Raw genomic sequence first — 18,906 nt, forward strand, 5'->3', positions numbered from 1 at the left:
TTCAGGTGATGCTAATCGCGCACCTTATTCGACTTTTCCCGGGCCTCGCGCTCGAGGGAAAAAATAATTCGCTGTAGGTTACGCTCCACCGCCGGGCCGACGTTGAGAAAACGAAAGCTCAGGCGGGGAGTGGTAATTGTTTCGTTTTTCCCGTCGATAACTTTGCGTTCGCTAATGGAAATTAGCTGGGCGTCAACCTGATACACTCCCCATTGCTCCATGTTCAGTTCAACCTGTGAAAAGCGCATGCCTTCTACCAGTCCCTCTGGTTTTGCCGTTTCTAACAGCCCGCCCATACCGCCAAGAGACAAATCGAATAAGCGAAAACACAGCGTGCTGTTATCCGGCATTTTTACCGTGCAGCGATAGGGGGGATGCAGTGGAGCACCGATACGGAAATATTCCCGACGCTGGACGAACCACAGAGATGGCGGCAATGATGAGATAAATGCGGGTAGCCGCTGGTATTCGCCTTTTTTCAGCTGTGGCAGGGTGAACTCCACTTTGGCTCCCTGCGTTTCGGCGATAATCGTAATTTGATTGGCCCGCTGCACGGCCTGGTTTTCATATTCCTGACTACCAAAATCCATGATCAGTTCGTCCGGGCTGACCGCCAGTATTTTGCTGATGAACTGGCCACCTGACCAGGAGATACGCAGCGGAACCTGCTGCGAATTTAAGTCCCGGAGTACGCCTAACACCGCTAATGGATTTTGCTTCAGGAACTGCTCATTGTAGTTACTCACACCTAATGACTCCTGGATGCCTGGTTTATCGTTGGATTATCGGCATCAATCAACGGAACTTAATACAAATGGATGAAATTTTTTACCAAACCCAATGAATTAAGTCTGAGGGAAAAAGCACGTAGCGATGGCTTGCCTATACTTAACGTGCTGGCGCAAGAATGTCTTGCGCGTGCGTTCACTGGAAAGAGGGCCTGGAAATGGGAATTATTACCTGGATTATTTTTGGTCTGATTGCGGGGGTTATCGCCAAACTGATTATGCCGGGGCGCGATGGCGGTGGATTTATCCTGACCTGCATTCTCGGTATTATCGGTGCTGTGGTCGGTGGATGGCTGGCTACGATGTTCGGTATCGGCGGCGATATCAGCGGGTTTAATCTCCACAGCTTCCTGGTGGCCGTGGTCGGCGCGATTGTTGTGCTGGGTGTCTTTCGGCTTGTACGACGAGATTAATCGAACGGCCCCTGACGGGGCCGTTTTTCTGCATTGTTAAGTCAGAACTGATACTCAATGCCCGCCCAGTAATTACGCCCCTCTTCAATAAATCCTTCACTGTAAACGTACTGCGTATCGAACAGGTTATTGACCGAAGCGTTAACGCTAAACCCGTGACCAATGGCGTAATCAGCGCGCAAATGGGTAATGGCGAAACCAGCGGCTTTCTGCGAGCCGTCGGTATTGCTATAGCTCGACGAACGGGCCTCTTCGGACAGCGTAATGCTGAGTGGCTCCCACGGTTTCAGCGTCATCCAGGCGGTCAGGGTTTGCGTCGGCAGATCGGTAATCTTACCGATATCGCTGCGTTTGGCGTCCGCATGAATAAGGCCGTAGCTCAGCCCGACGTCCAGCATATCAAAAATTTTACCTTTAACGCCTGCATCCAGGCCGGTGTAATCCACCCGACCACTGTTTTGGTTCTGGATGGTGTCGGCATCAATATTGTGCGAAAGAATCGCGTCGCTGATGCGGTTGTAATACACGCTGGCTTCGAATCCCCAGTTCTGGCTAAGTGAACCATTCCATGTCAGGTCCACGCTGCGGGCGCGCTCCGGTTTAAGCTGTGGATTGACCAGGGCCACCTGGTTATAGGCCGGTTTCGAGGTCGTGTAGCGTTCTTTTAACGTTGGGAAACGCGTTCTGTCAGAGTAAGACAGCGCTAATGTGTCTGAATTTTCAAAGTGGTATTTGGTCATCACCTGCCAGTTAAAGGCCGACTGATTGTTGTCATCGTAGTGCGTGACGCTGCCGTTTTTCTCGTGCTTCATACCTTCCAGACTGTCTCGCCAGTCATAGCTTATTCCCGCCACCACATCGACATTATCCGCCGCAGCCCACTGGTATTCACTGGCCACGGACCAGGTGCGGTCTTCGTAGCGGTCGTAAGCCGCATTCGGTGCGCCTTTCTCGCGGTGAACATCGTCCTTCCAGTTCACGGCGAAAGAGAGCAGATCGTTTTCTCGCATATCCGCAGCGAGCTGCAGGCCAGCCCCATCGCTATAGTCCGAATAATGGCTGTAGCTGCCTTTCTTATTTTTCAGGTCGGCCAGCGAATTGTACATCATCAACGTATTTTCAAAGGTGTCGCGATACAGACGGCTTTTCAGAGTAAAACGGTCGCCCAGATGCGTGGTTCCCTGATAGTAATAGCTCTCTTTATCGTATTGTGGCCATTGCCAGTAGCGTGATTTCTGACTGCTGGTTCCGGCATACGGTGGATTATCTTTTTCACCGTCCTGATTTATATAGGTCAGCACATATTCATCATCTCCACGAGGGGTAAAGCCCAGCTTCACGATGCCACGCTTGTCATCAGCGGAAGAGTTGATCATCTTGCCGTGACTGCCCGCAACCGGGTTGTCCACGCCATGCGGTAACCCAAGAAAATCCTGCTTCAACTGACTGCCGCTGAGCTGGATATAGCCGAGATCGTTACTGGCACCAAATGAAGCGTGCATATCGTGGGCGTTGTCTTTGCTGCGACTCCAGCCCTGGCGATAGCCGATGCTGCCTTCAAGCGGTTTGGTCGGTTTTTTTGTAGTGATATTGATGGCACCGCCCATCTGGTTTGGCCCCTGCAACAGAGACGAGTAGCCTTTGGAGACTTCAACCGAAGCGATATCGGATGTCAGAAAACGGCCTAAATCGAGGTTGCCGTCATAGGGGATGTACACCGGCACGCCGTCGAAAAAGACGGGAACCTGACGGCTGTCAAATCCGCGCACTTTTACCTGTTGCTCGTTGCGGTTGCCTGACTTTTGCAGCACGACGCCGGGGACGACGCTCAGCGCCTGCGCCACGTTCTGTTTATCCAGCTGTTGTATCGTTTCCTGGCCGAGAACCGTGGTGGTTGCCGCGGAGACCGGACTAGACCAGACGGTCATGGTTTCGCTTTCCTGCCCAGCAAAAGCACTGTGCGCGAAAGCAAACGACAGGGCTGTGTAAAGACAACTTTTGTTGAAATTCATTATTTTTAGTCCATTTTTTAATGTTATAGGCCACGTGCGTCCGGGCTCAGGCTCACTTTGATATCCGCAGGTGGAGCGTAGTAAGGCGCGGAAGTGATAAAGAGTCTGATACCGCAGTCGAGATAACCCGCCAGCGAGGCGAGGGTAATGCCGCCGGTCAGCGCCAGCGTGCAATGGGGGGCCAGAGCAGGGGCCTGACGGGCAATTTCTGCCGCCCGCTCGGGGGTAAATTTGTCGAGTTGTAAGACATCAGGGGCGGCGCGTAGGGCGGCCAATGCCTCATCTGGCGTATCCGCTTCGACCACGATCTTTTTTTCTGGCGCATGGCTGCGTAAGCGCGCAATCGCGCCTGTCCAGTCGTTTGGGTTGGTAAGAAAACGGCGGTGATTAGCAAACAGCAGTACCGTTTCGGCGCATCCTCCCCGATGGATAATGCCCCCGGCGGCAAGTATTGCCTGAGTCGCCAGTAAACGCGTACCGGGAATGGCTTTGCGGGTGCAGGCAATCTGCCCATCGGGATAGCATTGATGCAGCATGCTCAGCATCTCGACGAGATAGCCCGACATGCCGCAGCTCCACTCCAGTACATTTTGTACCGCTTTCCAGCCCTGGTGCAGCGCCGCCGCTGGTCCGTGTGCGCGAATCAGTCGCTGTCCGGCGTTCGCCCGTTCGCCATCGGACAAAATATCGGTGACGGTTAATCCCAATGAAGTCAGCATTTGTCTGGCAACAGCGGTACCGCTAACGCATCCGCCCTGGCGATGGCTAAACTCGATGACGCCTGGTTGGGCGCCGATACCCAGCGCGCGGGTGGTCAGATCGCCGCCCTGAATATCTTCCAGCAGCAGCGCGTCAATTTGCGCCTGCGAAAAGTAGATCATCGCAGCGCCTCCCGCGGGATGCTGTCCCACCAGATAAGCGCCCAGTCACGGCTGGCGGGGGCAATAGCGCGTGGATCCTGCTGTTGATACCAGTTTTCCAGACGTTCAACCTCGTCTGCGCTCAGTTCACCCATACTCCAGCGCACGTTTTCCAGAAAACGCGTCCAGATGCTGTTGTCCTGCTGACAGTTGGGACCGCGGATAAAATCAACGTGCGCGTGGATCCCCATCTGATACAGAACATTAAGCGCATAGATATAGTTGGGTAGTTCAATCACTTCGCGGCCCAGTGCGCGCTGAATGGTGGGAGAAACGAAAGATGAACTGACGAGGTGGGTGGTATAAACCCGCAGCCGGGCCTGATTATTCAGCTTGCTCATTGCCTGGCGCATATCGGCAACCAGCGTGGAGCGCGAGGCGACGGCGATATCGCACTGGGGTAAATCATCCCAGTGCTCTTCCCAGGCTCGTTGCACCCATTGTACGTGACGGGCGTTCATTTGTGCGGCGCGGCGGGCAGCTACGCTCAGCATTCCCTGGCTGTAATCTACGCCGTAAATTATTGGCATTTTTTTAGCCAGCGCCAGCGAGACTGTACCGGGGCCGCAACCCATATCAAACAGCGACTCTGCACCTTGCAGGTCGATTTTCCCCAGCAGTTGCAGCAGATAGCTGTCGGTTAATGAAGCGCAATTCTCCGCCATTTTTTCCGCACGTTTGTCCCAGTGCTCCGGCTTTTTCTCGGTTCTGTTCGCCAGCTGTAATTGCTTACGGTAAAGATCGGCAAAATCAATGTCGTCAATGAGCATAAATATTCCTTAATTGAGTGAACCATAAAGATGGTGGGTAATTTGTGACGGTGTAACGCGATACAGCGCGGCCAGGCGGTCGGCGGCGAGCTGATGTTCAGGCAGACCCTGCGACACCTCGCCGTTTGGTTCAACCCGTACCACGCTGTCGGCGATTGCCCGGGCGTGCAACGGGTGATGGGTCGACATCAGCAGGGCCATACCGGAATTTTTCAGCGTCACCAGCGTGTCGAGCAGACGGATTTGATGCCCAAAATCAAGGCTGGATGCGGGTTCATCAAGCAATAAAAGACGCGGGCGTTGCGCCAGCGCACGAGCGATCAACACCAGTTGCCGTTCGCCGCCGCTCAGGGTGTTCCAGCGTCGAAGTGCCAGGTGAGAAATCTCCAGCATCGCCAGTTGCTGATGCGCAATTTCACGCTCTTTAGCGCCGGGAACCGCAAATGCCGCCAGTTGCGGGGCCAGTCCCATCATCACCATGTCCAGCGCGGTGAAGGCAAACGCGCCGTCGTGCGCCTGAGGAACCCAGGCGATGGCTGCGGCGCGTTCCCGATCGCTGAGATGATTCACCGCGACGCCATCGAGCAGAATGTCACCGTGAAGCGGCGGAAGAACGCCGAGAATGGTGCGCATCAGGGTGGTTTTACCGCTGCCGTTAGCACCAATCAGACAACAGACAGAACCGGGCGAAACCTGAAAGGAGACATCGCGTAACACGGGTTGTTTACTGTGGTATCCCAGCGACGCATGGCGCACGAGTAATAGCGTCATGGGCGGTTTCCCCGCAGCAAAAGCAGCAAAAAGAACGGTGCGCCAATAAATGCAGTCAGGATCCCCAGCGGGATTTCCGTGCGGCTCAGCGTGCGGGCGAGGGTGTCGGTGAGCAGGAGTAAAATGGCGCCGATCCCCATGGACACCGGTAGTAACTGCTGGTGATTATTCCCGCTGAGGAGTCTGCCGATGTGCGGCACCACCAGTCCAATCCAGCCGATAATGCCGGCAATGGCGACGGTACAGGCGGTGACTAACGTTGCGCAGACGATCAGTCCCAGCCGCAGTCGGGAGACGTTGATCCCAAGCGATCGGGCTTCATCATCCGACAGAGTGAGCAGGTTCATGCGCCAGCGCAGCAGCAATAACGGGACCAGTCCAGCAAGGATCAGCGGTGCTGAGAACCACAGATCGTGCAGAGTAATTGTCGATAAACCGCCGAGCAGCCAGAAGGTGATCGACGGAAGTTGGGTATACGGGTCGGCCAGCGTTTTGATGAGCGAAATTCCCGCGCCGCAGACCGTACCCAGCGCAATCCCGACCAGCACCAGCGTTAACACTGGATCGTGACGCTTGACTCGCCGGGTGATCAGCCAGACACCGGCGACCACTAACAAACCGCCAGTGAACGCATACAGCTGAATAAACAGGATTGGTAGCCCCAGCAGGATTGCCGTACAGGCGCCCAAACCGGCACCGGCCGCTACGCCGAGGATATCCGGCGAAACCAGTGGGTTACGGAACATTCCCTGATAGGTGGTTCCTGCACCAGCCAGCGCAGCGCCGAGTAACAATGCAGCCAGAATGCGCGGCAGTCGGATTTGCCAGAAGACGATTTTGTCCTGCATCGGGACGCCATCTCTGCCCGCAATAAGATCCACGACCTGTTGTGCATCGAGGCGATAAGCACCCGACACCGCGGCGATGCTCGCGCAAAGCACCACCGTCGTAATCATCAGAAAACCGAGGGTAGATGTTTTCATCAGACGCTCACCAGTTGTTGATACTGTGCGTCGCTTAACGTGGTGTGCCAGAACAGTTCACTGTAGCGCTGCATATCGGTTTTAAAGCCCGCTTCAACCTGTGGATCAAGCCAGGCATGCAGACGGCGTAACCCCAGCAAGCGATTGATGCCGGGAGGCGCGTCCAGCCAGCCAAACGGCAGGCCGCTGAGAAACAGAATGTGCCGATCGGCAACCGCTTTGACTCCTTGCCAGACGGGATCTTCCCGCAGGTACTGTGCCGTAATGGCATCCTGTACCAGAATAATATCGGGCTGCCAGCTCAACAGGTTTTCCATTGAAACCTGCGCCAGCCCGTGCCGCCCAGGAATTTGCGCCACATTGTGTAATCCCAGTAGCTCTGCCGCTTCGGTATGCAATGAACCTTGTAATCCTGTTTCAAGTCCGCGGGCGCCGCGCGCGGCATAAAAACGCAGCTTTGCTGCGGGAGAGTGTGAAAACGCGAGGGCTTCATCAATAAAACGCTGGGCCAGTTTGGCCTGAGTCCTGGCCCGCGTTGCGACTCCCAGCGCTTCACCTGTCGCGAGTAGCTGTTGCGGGCTGAGCCGCAGTTCGCCATTAATCAGCAGCCAGGGAATTTGCGTTTGCGCATTCACTTGTCTGGCCTGAGAAAGCCAGGTTTCATCGGCATTGCCGCAGTCAATCACCAGGTCGGGTTTAAGCGCCAGTAGCGCTTCAAGCGAGAGTGTGCTTGCGCGCCCCGCCAGCTTGCCCAGTTTCGGTAAAGCCCGAATGTCTTCGTGAAACGGGATGGCGGTCTGACGAGAAAAATCAAAGGATGAAAAACCAACCAGTTTTTCCGGCGCGACGGCTAGCAGCAGCATGTCGGCGGGTGCGCCTGCGCTGACCACGCGTTGGGTCGCCTCTGGCGCTGGGTGGCCTCCAACGGCAACGGTTAGCGGCGTTTGAGCCAAGGCGGGAAGATGGCGTAGCAGCAGTGCAGATGCCACAAGCTGGGCAAACATCCGTCTTGTCAGTGGCATAATTGTTATCCTGAAGGTGATAAAATCGCTATATATTTACATATACAGCGAATAAAAACATGTTCAGAATCAATTTCTCACGGATGAAAACCCGGAATACCCCATAAGGGCTAGATGGCGTAGAGACATCAGGAATGGCGGAATAGAAGCCAGAAAAAAATCCGCGACGCAGCGCGGATTCGGGGAGTAAAACGCTTCAGGTAACGGCGTTAAGACGTCGGCTGAGCCTGTTTTTTAGGCTCGACTGGCGTGGTACTTGCCGGGGCCGGGCGCGATGCGGGCACGCTGTCACAGGGCTTTTCTTTGGCGCAGATCAGGTCGAGCATTTTTAGCGTTACGCCGTTGGTCCAGCCAAAACCATCCTGCAACGGATATTCGCCGCCGCCTCCGCCAGTGCCTGTGCTACTCACGTCATACTTTTCAACCAGCTTTTTCTCACGATCGTAGGTGTGCTGCACGTTGGTGAGGAATCGCCAGGTCACGTCCATGGCGACGTTATCCTGACCGTAATTCTGTAATCCCGATGCGGCGACCCACTGGAGCGGGGCCCAGCCGTTGGGAGCATCCCACTGCTGGCCGCTTTTCACCGACGTGGTGGCCAGGCCGCCGGGTTGCAGCAAATGCGCCTGGGTTGCCGCGGCCACTTTACTGGCGCGATCTTTTGCTGCTGCATTGACATACAACGGGAACAAGGCGGCGGCCGTGAGTTGGTTACGTACTTTGTGGCTCTTCAGATCGTAATCGGCATACCAGCCTTCTTTGTCGTTCCACAGGTGCTTTTCGATCCCTTTTTGTCGGGCATTTGCGAAGCCTTCATATTGTGCAGCTTTGGCATTATCCCCGGCGGCCTTGCTGGCGAGGGCGATCATCTTTTCCATTTTGTACATCAACGCATTGAGATCGACCGGAACGATGCTGGTGGTGCGCAGGGTGCCTAGTTGATTGGGGTTATCCATCCAGCGGGAACTAAAGTCCCAACCCGACGCGGCGGCAGAACGCAGGTCGCGGTAGATTTCTGTGGCCGGTCGGTTCGGATTGCTTTTCGCTGTGGCGATATCCTCCACCCAGGACTCTGGCCGCGGCGTATCGCGGTCATCCCAGTAGCGATTCAAAATGGTGCCGTCATCCAGCTTAACCACGCGCTTATTCTGCTGACCGGGCTGGAGCGTTTCGACGCCTTCCATCCAGTAGGTGTATTCTTTGAGCATCTGCGGGAGGTATTTTTTCAGCGCGTCATCCCCGTCATGCTGCGCCAGCAGTTCCACCATAAAGGCAAAGAATGGCGGTTGAGAACGGCTCAGATAGTAGGTGCGGTTGCCGTTAGGAATGTGTCCCCAGGAATCAATCTCGTAAGCGAAGTTTGCCACCATGTCGGAGACCTTATCCCAGTGATTGCTCTCGGCAAGCCCCAGCATGGTGAAATAGCTGTCCCAATAATATATTTCGCGAAAACGCCCGCCAGGCACGACATACGGTTCCGGGAGCGGCAGCAGAGAGTCCCATTTTTCAGCGTCGGTTGTCGAACGGGTGAGTACCGGCCACAGTCCATCAATATGCTCGCGCAGCGATTGCCCGGCTGGGGGGACGTATTTCTCGCCAGCTTTCGGCAAGGTGAAATTCACTTCCACAAAATGACGTAAGTCGAATCCGGACTGATTTTTCTGCATCCGGTAATCGGCAAGGATCATTAATGGATCGCTGTTAGGAACGGCGTCAGCAAAGGTTTTCTGGTCAGGAAACAGTTTGGCCGTTTGTACATCGTTAAACAGAGGGCCAAGCAAAATATCAGGCGGCTGAGGCGTAGCGGTTGGCGCGTCCTCGGCGTTGACGGCAAAAGAGGAAAGGGCAAAAAAGGTGCTTGCGAGCGTTAGTTTTATTGCAACAGAGAGCAGGCCTGGATGGCGAGTTGCAGGCGTTATCATCGGTTAATCTCCTTAGGGTGTGCCGAAGCAGCGGCATTTACCATGAGAAAACCTTAGTTCAGGATCGACCGTTGCGCGTGATCGACGCCCCATTTTGCGAATAAACAGACATTTCCCGACGCGAATCGAAAAGATGCACACCCCTTGTCGGCAAAGGGCGTGCAACCGACATCAGCCCGCGCGGGTTATCCGCTGGGCCACGCTGTCAAGGGTCAGGGTATCACCCATCGTGATACTCTCGATGGCCTCGCCTTGCTGACACAACCAACATAACCCCATTGCACGGGCGATAATCGCCGGGTGGGACGCTTCGCTCCCGTCCCGCAGGCAGATGCCTTTGATGGTCTTCGGATCGAGTTGCAGCACCGTAGATGGATAGATGACCTCCGCGACCAAAATAGTGGGGCGGATAAACGCGGGAATTTGTGCAGTCTCTCCCGTTAAATACTGCAGTGAACGAGACAACAAATCTTCAATATCGATGTATCGCGCCTGCAGGTAAGGATCGTCGAGCTGTAAATACTGCTGGCTGAGATCGCTCAGCACCTGATGCCAGGCCCAGGCCGCGCTGCACTGCGTTTCACGCATTAGATCACAGGCCATATCGAACAGATCCGGATCGTCCAACAGCGTGTGGTGACCGGAGAAAATAGCGGCGATATCTGCGGAATATCTCTCTTCTGCAAGCGCGGTTAGCTCGCTTAAGTCGTTCAGCGTGCTTTGGATAGCGACCCGTAACCGTTGCTGCTCAATCTGGAGTGAGGCTACAGGCTGCTGGCTTACCTGTGGTGAGAACGGTGTGTAACAGAATGCCGTCCCCGTGACCTGTGAGGGAACCTTCGTCACCACGGTATCAGCATGCGCGGGCTCGAGCGATTCACCAAAATTCTCAGCCGCCAGCTGTTTGAATGCGGCCAGTGCATCCTCTGCCTGTTCGCCCTTGGCAATCAGGCGCAGGGTGTCGTTACAGCGTACCTGCAGCAGGGCAATCTGATTCAGGCTATCAGGGACGACGCACTTGCCATTTTTCTCCAGCCACATATCGGCGTTAAAGCCAGACAGCGCGGAAACCAGCCGTGAAGCCGGACGCACATGAATGCCGTTTGGGTTTTTCACCACAATGGCCACTGAATGAGCATCTGCATCGGGCGCGAATTCGGCAGATGTCGGCTTTGCTGCAGATGGCGAAGGTAAACCCAGTTGCTCACATTTGGCGTCGAGGGCGTTCATGGCATCACAGATGACCCGCTCGATGTCAGCACCTGCGGCAGCGCTAACCGTAGCGGCGAGCGTGCCTTCGACCAGCGGCGCGGCGCACAGACGTACTTTGGCGGCAATGGCCGGATCGAGCAGTTCCAGCGCGGTTTCCGCACTCAGTAGCGCACTACCGATATCCATCATCACCAGCACGTGATCCGTATCGGCCACGGACTCAATGGCTTCCATCACCTTGATAGGATCGGTGCCAATCGGATTCTCTGGATCGTCAATGCCTGCGGCAATAGCGATTTTGCAACCATCACCCATTAACATCTGCCGGGCTAGCGCGCCGACGCCTTCGCCCAACTGGGCGCTGTGAGAAACAATAACCAGGTTTACCATCGCTTTATCCTTACTCTCTGGACGCCTGAGCCAGCATTTGCATCATAAACATTACGGACGTTGCGCCGGGATCCTGATGCCCAATGCTGCGCTCACCGAGATAGCTGGCGCGGCCTTTGCGGGCCTGCATGGTGATGGTGCTTTGCGCTGCTGCTTCCGCTTGTTGGCTTGCCGCTTCCAGCGCCGTCTGTACGCTCAGCTTTTGCTCGCAGGATTGGCGTAAAGATTCCACTACCGGCAGCCAGACATCGCACATGGTTTTGTCGCCAGGTTCAGCTTTACCGCGGCTAATCACACCTTCTGCGCCATCACGAATCATTTGATACAACTCCTCAAGCGTCAGGCTTTGATGAGCCTGGGTCACCTGGGCGGCACGGATAAAAAAGGTACCAAACAGTGGACCGCTGGCCCCCCCGACGCTTGAGAGCAGCACCATGCCGGTGTTTTTCAAAATAAAACCAATGTCTTTATCGGCGATGGACGGCAGCTTTTCGACGACTTTGCTAAAGCCGCGGTGCATGTTCAGACCGTGGTCGGCATCACCAATTTCCCGATCAAGACCGGTGAGAAAATCACTTTCGGTGGTGAAGATCTCACCGCAGCGATAGAGCCAGTTAACAATTTGTGTTCTGTTGAGGGACATCATGTATCTCCTTATTTACCCCAGTTGAGAGCAGGGGTGTGAACCGGTGCATCCCATAAGTTCAGCGTGTCGTCATCCACCTGTAACAGGGTGATTGAGAAGCCGGTCATATCCAGAGAGGTACAGTAAGAACCGATCAGGTTGCGCTCAATGACGATGCCGGCGTTCTGGCAACGGCTTTCGAGGCGGTTATACACGCCGAAGAGTTCTGACAGCGGCGTCGCACCGAGATTATTGACCAGCGCAATGACGCGATCGCCGCTTTGCAACGCGCGTTTGCTTTCTTTGCCTTCCTGCCACGCGCCCTGAACGTTGTCCCAGTGGCGGAGCGTACGGCTGTAGTTGCCGTTTTCCAGCAGGGTATCGAACATTTCATCAACGGTCTGATCGAGGGAAGTGAAGGTGCGGCGGTCAATGCCGGGTTCCCCGTGGATACCCACGCCAAACTCCATTTCGTTATCCTGCAACGTGAACGACGGTTGTCCGGCGGCCGGAACGGTACAGGCGCCAATGGCTATCCCAATGGAGTGGCCCTGATTATTCAGTTTACGACCCAGCGCCGCACAAACTTCCAGTGAGTCACCGCGTTCAGCGGCAGCGCCGACCAGTTTTTCGATCAATACGGTATTCGCCACACCACGACGACCGGCGGTATACAGACTGTCTTTCACCGCCACGTCGTCATCCACTACCATGGTGGTGACTTTGACGCCGCTTTCATGCAACAGCTCGGTGGCGGTTTCGAAATTAAGAATATCGCCGGTGTAATTTTTGATGATCAGCAGTACGCCTTCGCCGTCATCAATTTGCATGGCGCATTCGAACATTTTATCCGGCGTGGGTGAGGTAAAAATTTCACCCGGGCAGGCACCAGAGAGCATGCCCTGACCAATATAGCCGCAGTGCATAGGCTCGTGTCCGCTGCCGCCGCCGGAAAGCAGCGCCACTTTGCCCATTACCGGCGCATCTGCGCGGGTGACATATACCGGATCCTGATGCAGTGCCAGGGAAGGATACGCTTTCGCCAGTCCGGCGAGTTGTTCAGTCAGTACGTCTTCAACACGGTTAATCAATTTTTTCATTATTTATGCTCCGCAGACAGTCCTGGATGGCTGCCAGATTCGGGCAGGCATCTGATGTAGGGTATCGGGTTATACAACGCCACGGCGACTGCTCGCTGCCGATAAGGTAATTTTGCACACGGGTTGGCAAAAGAAAATTGCTGTAATGGGCGTTTCAATACGAAACGTAGCAACATAATAATGTTCCGTATTGGAACATCATGGTGCATAAAACAGCGAAAATGAGAAGTTGGGCCGTATTTGGCCGGGAAGCTGATTCACGGGTGTTTATGGAAAACAAACCACCTGCAGAGCAGGTGGTTTGTAGGCATGGTCGATTTCGGCGTTAGCCCGGATAAATTCCGAGATCTTTACGTGCCAGCAGAATGCGTTCGCAGGCAACAATGTAGGCTGCCGTACGCAGTGAGCAGGATTTCTCTGCCGCTTTTTCCCACACGTGTACCATCGCATCGGTCATGATTTTGTCCATGCGATTGTTAATCTCTTCTTCGCTCCAGAAGAAGCTAGCCATGTCCTGAACCCATTCGAAGTAGCTGACGGTTACGCCGCCGGCGTTACAAACAACGTCTGGGACAACCACGATACCGCGGCTTGCCAGAACGTCGTCGGCGTCCGGATAGGTTGGGCCGTTAGCGCCTTCGAGTACCAGTTTACAGGTCAGCGTTTCCGCGCGGTGACGGGTGATCTGGCCTTCGAGCGCGGCCGGGATCAGAATATCCATCTCCAGGCTCCAGAAGGCTTCGCTGGCAATGGTTTCAGCGCCCGGGAAACCGGCAATCTGTTTGTGCTCCAGTTGCCAGGCAGACAACGCGGCCATGTCGATACCCGTTGAGTTAAACAGCGTTGCGGTGTGATCCTGAATCGCGACCACGCGTGCTCCTGCTGCCGCGAACAGGCGGGCGGCTTCGCTGCCGACGTTACCAAAACCTTGCACCGCTACGCGAGCGCCTTCAACGTCGATGTTGGCACGACGCGCCACTTCCAGACCGCTGACGAAAACACCACGACCGGTGGCTTTATCACGGCCTAACGAGCCGCCGAGGTGAATAGGTTTACCGGTGACCACGCTGGTCACGGTGGTGCCGTGGTTCATGGAGTAGGTATCCATCATCCAGGCCATTACTTTTCCGTTAGTCCCCACATCCGGCGCAGGAATGTCTTTCTGCGGCCCGATGATAATGCCGATTTCGCTGGTATAACGGCGGGTTAAACGCTCCAGTTCACCTTCGGAAAGCGAGAACGGATCGACGCGCACGCCACCTTTCGCACCGCCGTACGGCAGGTTCAACGCTGCGCATTTGATGGTCATCCATGCGGACAGGGCCATCACTTCATTAAGATCAACATCAGGATGATAACGCACACCGCCTTTGCCCGGCCCGCGGGAGAGGTTATGTTGCACGCGATACCCTTCAAAATGACGGATAGTACCGTCATCCATCTGCACCGGGATATCGACAATCAGCGCGCGTTTTGGGTGGCGCAGGGTATCCACCCAATGGGAAAGTTCGCCCAGGTAAGGGGCCACACGCTCGATTTGTTGCAGGTAGGTATTCCAGGCAGATGTGCTGCTATCTGAAGCGTAAGATAACTTATCCATGATAAACCTTAGTTATAAAAGTAATATGTTCTTAATTTGGCCGTGGTATACAGTGAATCACACCATATGAACCTAAATTTAACATTTATTTCATAGAATGGCCTGTCCGGCTAACACGGTTTATCGGCATGAAGCGTGTGGGCTTTGGCCGAGAGGTGAATAGTTATTCTCTGATTGTGCTGATATTTCGGTAATTTTGCTGGCTGGGTAATTTAATATGCATGATTTATAAAAATCGCAATTTGTCAGATTTATGACGCACCTCTAAAAGTAAATAATATGATAATAAAATGTATTTGCTTTATTGCGATTAAGCTGGGGTCAGTAGGTCACGGCGATGGTAACGGTATCAGCATAGTTGTCAGGCGTGTAGTTCGCGCTGGGAACGGTGGCGTAAACCGGGTAGGTGGTGGTGGTTCCCGTACCGTTGCCCGCGACGGTATTGAGCGATGAATTGCCCCAAACCGTACCGGACGGCCCTGGCGTCGAGCTAAGTTGGTAGGGGACCTTGTCCGTATTTGACCCCGTGCCGGCCATCACGCCGCTGCCTGCCGTGTTGCCGTTAGAGGGCTGAAGTCCGATGGTGTAAGGCGTGTTATTGGAACATGCTACGCCCACGGTATTTGAAGCCGTTAGGTTACGCCCGGTCGCCCCGGCGGGCGCAAAGCTAATATTGGTTGCAGAGGTGATATTGCACTGTTTGCTGACCGTCGCCGATACGGTGAAGGGAAGCCTGGCGGCAACGGTATCGCCACAGGTGGTCGGCGGGAAAAGCAATCCAGGATTGAGGGTGACAAGGGCTGTCGCCGCCGTATAGCTATCCTGATAGCTTCCGGGGACCGCTGAGGTTTGTGGCGTGACAATCTGTGCTGATACCGTGAGTGAGCCCGTCACTGGCGTCAGATTCAGCAGGTTAAGCTGTACCATTGGAAAAGTTGTTCCCGACTGATACTGACTCCCCCAGACTTTAGTGTGCCCGGCATCCTGGTAAAGCTGGTATGCCAGCGTTCTGGCAGGTGTTCCGTTTAATGACATATTTCGAGGTGTCACCTGGCCACTGACGGCTGAGGCGCCAATATTAAAACAGAGGTTGATCCCTGCCAGCACGTCGCCAAGCTCTTTGGTGCAGGTGTAGTTGAACGTCATTGATGACGTTGCGCCTGTCGCAGACAGCGGATTGACTGAGCCCAAATTTATGGGTTGTACATTGCTCACCGAACAGGTTACGGCATGGCTAATCGCCGGACAAAAGAGTACGGCTGCGATGAGTAACAGATGCCTTAACCTCATGAGCGCACTCCTGTTAGTGTGGCCGGCAAACCAGTGGACCTATTTGCACAATCCCCTTTGCGGAAGCGGGATAGTCAAATTGCACGCGACAACTGCCGGTGTCTGTCTCAACGCGTAGCGCGTTGTGCTGTTCCAGCGTGTCGAACCAGGTCATCCCATCAAAACCAACGACAGACGATTGTCCTGCTCCGCTGATGGCGTATGCCATGCTGCCTTCGGGAATGGGTTTACCCTGATTGTCGACGAGGATGACCTGCGCAGCGCGCACCGGGGTAATGCCAAAGCTAACCAATGTACCGGAACGATCGGCAGGCGTTGCATTCGTCTCAACGCGCGCGATCCGCATATTGGCGGGGAGATCCATAGGGTCAATACTGATCAGGTTTTTTTGATAACTGTTCAGCGGCGTGACCAGCAATAGCCCCTGGTCGTCGCTGCGACCAATCAGGTTATTTTGTAATTTAATCGGGACGTCAGGAACGCCGTCAGTTGATACGACGGCAAAGCCATTGTTGATTTCTCGTGCTGCAAACAGGCCGCCGCCCATGGTAACAAGCGATCCGGTGGCGCCTGCGTAGCCGTAATGGTTATCCGGTAAACGGCTGAATCCCGCGTATGCTTTACCATAACGCCCCAGATATCCCACTTCTCCCTGACCGCTTTGCCGGGAAGCCTGCTGACTGGCGGCCAGATTCCAGCCCCAGCCGCCGTCGGCAGGAGGCGTCAGGCTGGCGTTGAGCTGGTAGCCGGTCTCATCATTGGTGCGTTGTAGGGTGCTGCTGGCACTTAGATTATTATCAGTGGTTATTGTCACCATCAAATAGAGACTGCGATCGCGGTTATCGTCGATGTTTTGGTTGAATCCGGCATTCAGTGAAATGTTGTCGGTAATCGATTTGAACCAGCTGGCGTTGGCGTAGCGCACCGCATTTTCGTGCGGATAACGAAACTGCAGGTAACTCAGGCTGACATTACCGGCAGCTTCCAGCGAATAGCCAATGACCGTATTGCTGTTAAGCGTCGGTGGCGGCTCGCCATAATGGGTGGCGACATCACGATAATCGCCGGAAGTGGCCGTCGTACTGGTACTGAAATTAAACCGTTCGCCGGACCAACGGTAACCAAAACTGTACAGAAAACCGTTCTTTCCTGCGTCGGTACTTGCGGCAATTGAGGTCGAAAACGTGCCGCTGCGGGTGCCTGGGATCCAGTCGTTACTGAAGCCCGCGTTAATCAGTCCATCGCTGGTTTCAGCGTGAGTCCCGGCAGTGAACGTATTGCTAAACCCACGACGCCATGTACCGCTCAGTACCGGTGCGCTGGCATAATCAAAAGAGGAGTAACCATAGTTTTCGCGTACCGTACCCAGTTCTGCAGACCAGGCAGTTAATCCTTCCCGCAGGAGTTGCTGATCGTTGTAGAACGAGAAATTTTGTACGCTCGTTCTGCCCAGCGCATCCGTCATCATTACCTGACCCGTTCCCGCGCCGCTAATGTTCGGCATTGTGTTGATCTGAAAGCTACCCGCGGGGACTTCTCCGTTGTAGTACCTGACGCCGTCGACGTACAGCTCAACGTTTGACGGTAACGTCGCGGAGCCAAGATATGCAGGGAGCGGGGTGGTTGGCATATAGGGCCGCAAACCAAAATCGGTTCCTATCTGAATGCCGCCGATACGCGTCGGTCGGGACCAGATAAGTGAACTGGTCAGGGTATCGCCAACGGTTACCGCCAGCATCGTTTCGGGAAATGACGTACGCCAGCTGGTATCGAGCCGCTCAACGCTGTTATCCGCATTTTCCTCGGTGGAATACTGCGTCAACTGGGTGGTGCTGAGCACGCCTGCAGCATTGAAAGCGCGGAGTTCGCTGAAGGTATTTATTGCGCTTTCATCCCCCTGTTGGGTATAGATATCGTAATTGAGCAGCGCTCCGCGTGATGTTGTCGCCGTCGGCGCGGTCTCTACGGGGGAGTTAAGCTGCGTGGTCGCAAGATCGAGTGAACTGAGTGGCGCAGTAAGCGAAAGCGTTTGCAACTGAACGTTATAGTCAATGGTTAGCTCGGGGATATCGTTCAGGCAGACGGCGTGAGTGGCGTCAGGCGCAAAGCGAAAGCCCATTTTTCGCAGGGTATCTGCCCCAGCATAGAGCTTTCCATTATCGTAACCCAAATGCACCAGCCCAACGGGATTCCCATTTAAGGTGACCTCGAGATACAAATTGACCCCCACGAGCTGCGCTGCGCCATTAATAACACCATCTTCGTTCTGGTTATTATTCAGCGTTTGTGCGCAAACCATTCCCGATATTAATACTCCATTGAGAAAGCAATATTTCACCAGAAGCCAGGATCTGTTACAGATCTTGTACTGTTTTTTGGCCATTGATTGTGACTTCAACTTTCCCGCCATCATGAGTATTACTGGCCGACGGGGAGACTATCCAGCGCATCGTTGAGCCGGGTAAAACGTAGCCTAACAGTCCGGGCGTAATAACTTTTTTAGCACCGTCAGGGCTTATAAATGTTGCAGCAGATAATTGTGCATGCCCATTTCCCTGGTTACTCACTTCAATAAATTTTTTGCCATCAAGCTGTTGTAATTTCCATTGCAATTTTGCCTGCGTTTGCGCCGCTGATGTTGGTTGAATGAAAACGGGGACGGAATAATGCAGCACAAACTGAAGCTTATTTTTTTCTACTTTTGCAGGCGGTAACTCATCTATCGATAACCGATAAGCGTCTTCAGCATTTGCCGAAGGTGGGCCGGTCCGAATAACGCGAATCAACTGACGTTCTCCAGGTGCTAATGCCAGCATCGGCGGGCTAATGACCAGCCCCTGAGAGGGGGAAAGTTTGTCGCCGTAAGCGCTCTGGCTCCAGTGAAAAACCCGAACCTGGGCATTGAGCACATTTTCACCCGCATTACTAAGCCAGATACCATCGGCATTTTGCGTCGCGAGCAAAGTTAATGTGACCGGGGCGATTTGCAGCCCGCTGGCGGCGGCAGGGTTGAGGCTCGCAACCATCCCTAACAGGCATGCGCAGGCACACTGCTGAACAGGCAGTTTTACTCTCATGTGGCTTCCTG

At 54.5% G+C, this 18,906-nt stretch carries 16 protein-coding genes; 1 reads left to right on the plus strand and 15 read right to left on the minus strand.

Translation table 11 applies throughout. The features are described 5' to 3' along the window. Positions 1-11: 11 nt before the first annotated feature. Complete coding sequence (gene ycgR / locus HV314_RS11525; RefSeq protein WP_016153364.1) at positions 12-746, minus strand: flagellar brake protein YcgR; 735 nt, start codon at positions 744-746, stop codon at positions 12-14. A 200-nt stretch (positions 747-946) separates the two neighbouring features. Here ycgR and HV314_RS11530 point away from each other — a divergent pair, with 200 nt between their 5' ends. Continuing rightward, positions 947-1,201, plus strand: coding sequence for a GlsB/YeaQ/YmgE family stress response membrane protein (locus HV314_RS11530; protein ID WP_016153363.1), 255 nt, complete (start codon positions 947-949; stop codon positions 1,199-1,201). A gap of 41 nt (positions 1,202-1,242) precedes the next feature. Here HV314_RS11530 and HV314_RS11535 read toward each other — a convergent pair whose 3' ends face one another. From HV314_RS11535 to HV314_RS11600, 14 genes are all read right to left on the minus strand, one after another. Then, on the minus strand, positions 1,243-3,213 hold the full coding sequence (locus HV314_RS11535) for a TonB-dependent receptor plug domain-containing protein (protein WP_095715923.1): 1,971 nt from the start codon (positions 3,211-3,213) through the stop codon (positions 1,243-1,245). 23 nt (positions 3,214-3,236) lie between these two features. Beyond that, positions 3,237-4,094: a ModD protein gene (modD, locus tag HV314_RS11540; protein ID WP_181548027.1), complete on the minus strand. Its 858-nt coding sequence runs from the start codon at positions 4,092-4,094 to the stop codon at positions 3,237-3,239. Continuing rightward, positions 4,091-4,903 (minus strand): class I SAM-dependent methyltransferase, encoded by an 813-nt coding sequence (locus HV314_RS11545; protein WP_094761114.1) that lies wholly within the window; start codon positions 4,901-4,903, stop codon positions 4,091-4,093. The genes modD and HV314_RS11545 overlap by 4 nt, the downstream gene beginning before the upstream one ends. A gap of 9 nt (positions 4,904-4,912) precedes the next feature. Then, positions 4,913-5,674 (minus strand): ABC transporter ATP-binding protein, encoded by a 762-nt coding sequence (locus HV314_RS11550; RefSeq protein ID WP_151222596.1) that lies wholly within the window; start codon positions 5,672-5,674, stop codon positions 4,913-4,915. Continuing rightward, entirely contained in the window at positions 5,671-6,630 is a 960-nt protein-coding gene (locus HV314_RS11555) for a FecCD family ABC transporter permease (RefSeq protein WP_369707202.1), read from the minus strand. The genes HV314_RS11550 and HV314_RS11555 overlap by 4 nt, the downstream gene beginning before the upstream one ends. Positions 6,631-6,656: 26 nt before the next feature. Continuing rightward, the gene (locus HV314_RS11560; protein ID WP_181548028.1) at positions 6,657-7,679 is read right to left on the minus strand and encodes an ABC transporter substrate-binding protein; all 1,023 of its coding nucleotides are present in this window, start codon (positions 7,677-7,679) and stop codon (positions 6,657-6,659) included. Positions 7,680-7,888: 209 nt separating this feature from the next. After that, on the minus strand, positions 7,889-9,601 hold the full coding sequence (locus tag HV314_RS11565; RefSeq protein ID WP_016153356.1) for an alpha,alpha-trehalase: 1,713 nt from the start codon (positions 9,599-9,601) through the stop codon (positions 7,889-7,891). A gap of 171 nt (positions 9,602-9,772) precedes the next feature. Then, positions 9,773-11,203 carry a dihydroxyacetone kinase phosphoryl donor subunit DhaM gene (dhaM, locus tag HV314_RS11570; RefSeq protein WP_046275008.1) on the minus strand — a complete coding sequence of 477 codons (1,431 nt, stop codon included), beginning with the start codon at positions 11,201-11,203 and terminating at the stop codon, positions 9,773-9,775. A gap of 10 nt (positions 11,204-11,213) precedes the next feature. After that, positions 11,214-11,846: a dihydroxyacetone kinase subunit DhaL gene (gene dhaL / locus HV314_RS11575; RefSeq protein ID WP_053389078.1), complete on the minus strand. Its 633-nt coding sequence runs from the start codon at positions 11,844-11,846 to the stop codon at positions 11,214-11,216. An 11-nt stretch (positions 11,847-11,857) separates the two neighbouring features. Then, positions 11,858-12,928, minus strand: a complete 1,071-nt coding sequence (gene dhaK / locus HV314_RS11580) for a dihydroxyacetone kinase subunit DhaK (RefSeq protein WP_181548029.1) — start codon at positions 12,926-12,928, stop codon at positions 11,858-11,860. 325 nt (positions 12,929-13,253) lie between these two features. Continuing rightward, entirely contained in the window at positions 13,254-14,528 is a 1,275-nt protein-coding gene (locus tag HV314_RS11585) for a Glu/Leu/Phe/Val family dehydrogenase (protein WP_181548030.1), read from the minus strand. A 321-nt stretch (positions 14,529-14,849) separates the two neighbouring features. Beyond that, on the minus strand, positions 14,850-15,818 hold the full coding sequence (locus HV314_RS11590; RefSeq protein ID WP_049269127.1) for a Csu type fimbrial protein: 969 nt from the start codon (positions 15,816-15,818) through the stop codon (positions 14,850-14,852). A 13-nt stretch (positions 15,819-15,831) separates the two neighbouring features. Beyond that, entirely contained in the window at positions 15,832-18,117 is a 2,286-nt protein-coding gene (locus HV314_RS11595) for a fimbria/pilus outer membrane usher protein (RefSeq protein ID WP_181548031.1), read from the minus strand. 55 nt (positions 18,118-18,172) lie between these two features. Continuing rightward, positions 18,173-18,895 (minus strand): fimbrial biogenesis chaperone, encoded by a 723-nt coding sequence (locus HV314_RS11600; RefSeq protein ID WP_115190519.1) that lies wholly within the window; start codon positions 18,893-18,895, stop codon positions 18,173-18,175. Positions 18,896-18,906 lie beyond the last annotated feature (11 nt).

It is taken from the genome of Citrobacter sp. RHBSTW-00887, assembly GCF_013728095.1.
GTDB classification, from domain to species: Bacteria; Pseudomonadota; Gammaproteobacteria; order Enterobacterales; family Enterobacteriaceae; genus Citrobacter; species Citrobacter braakii.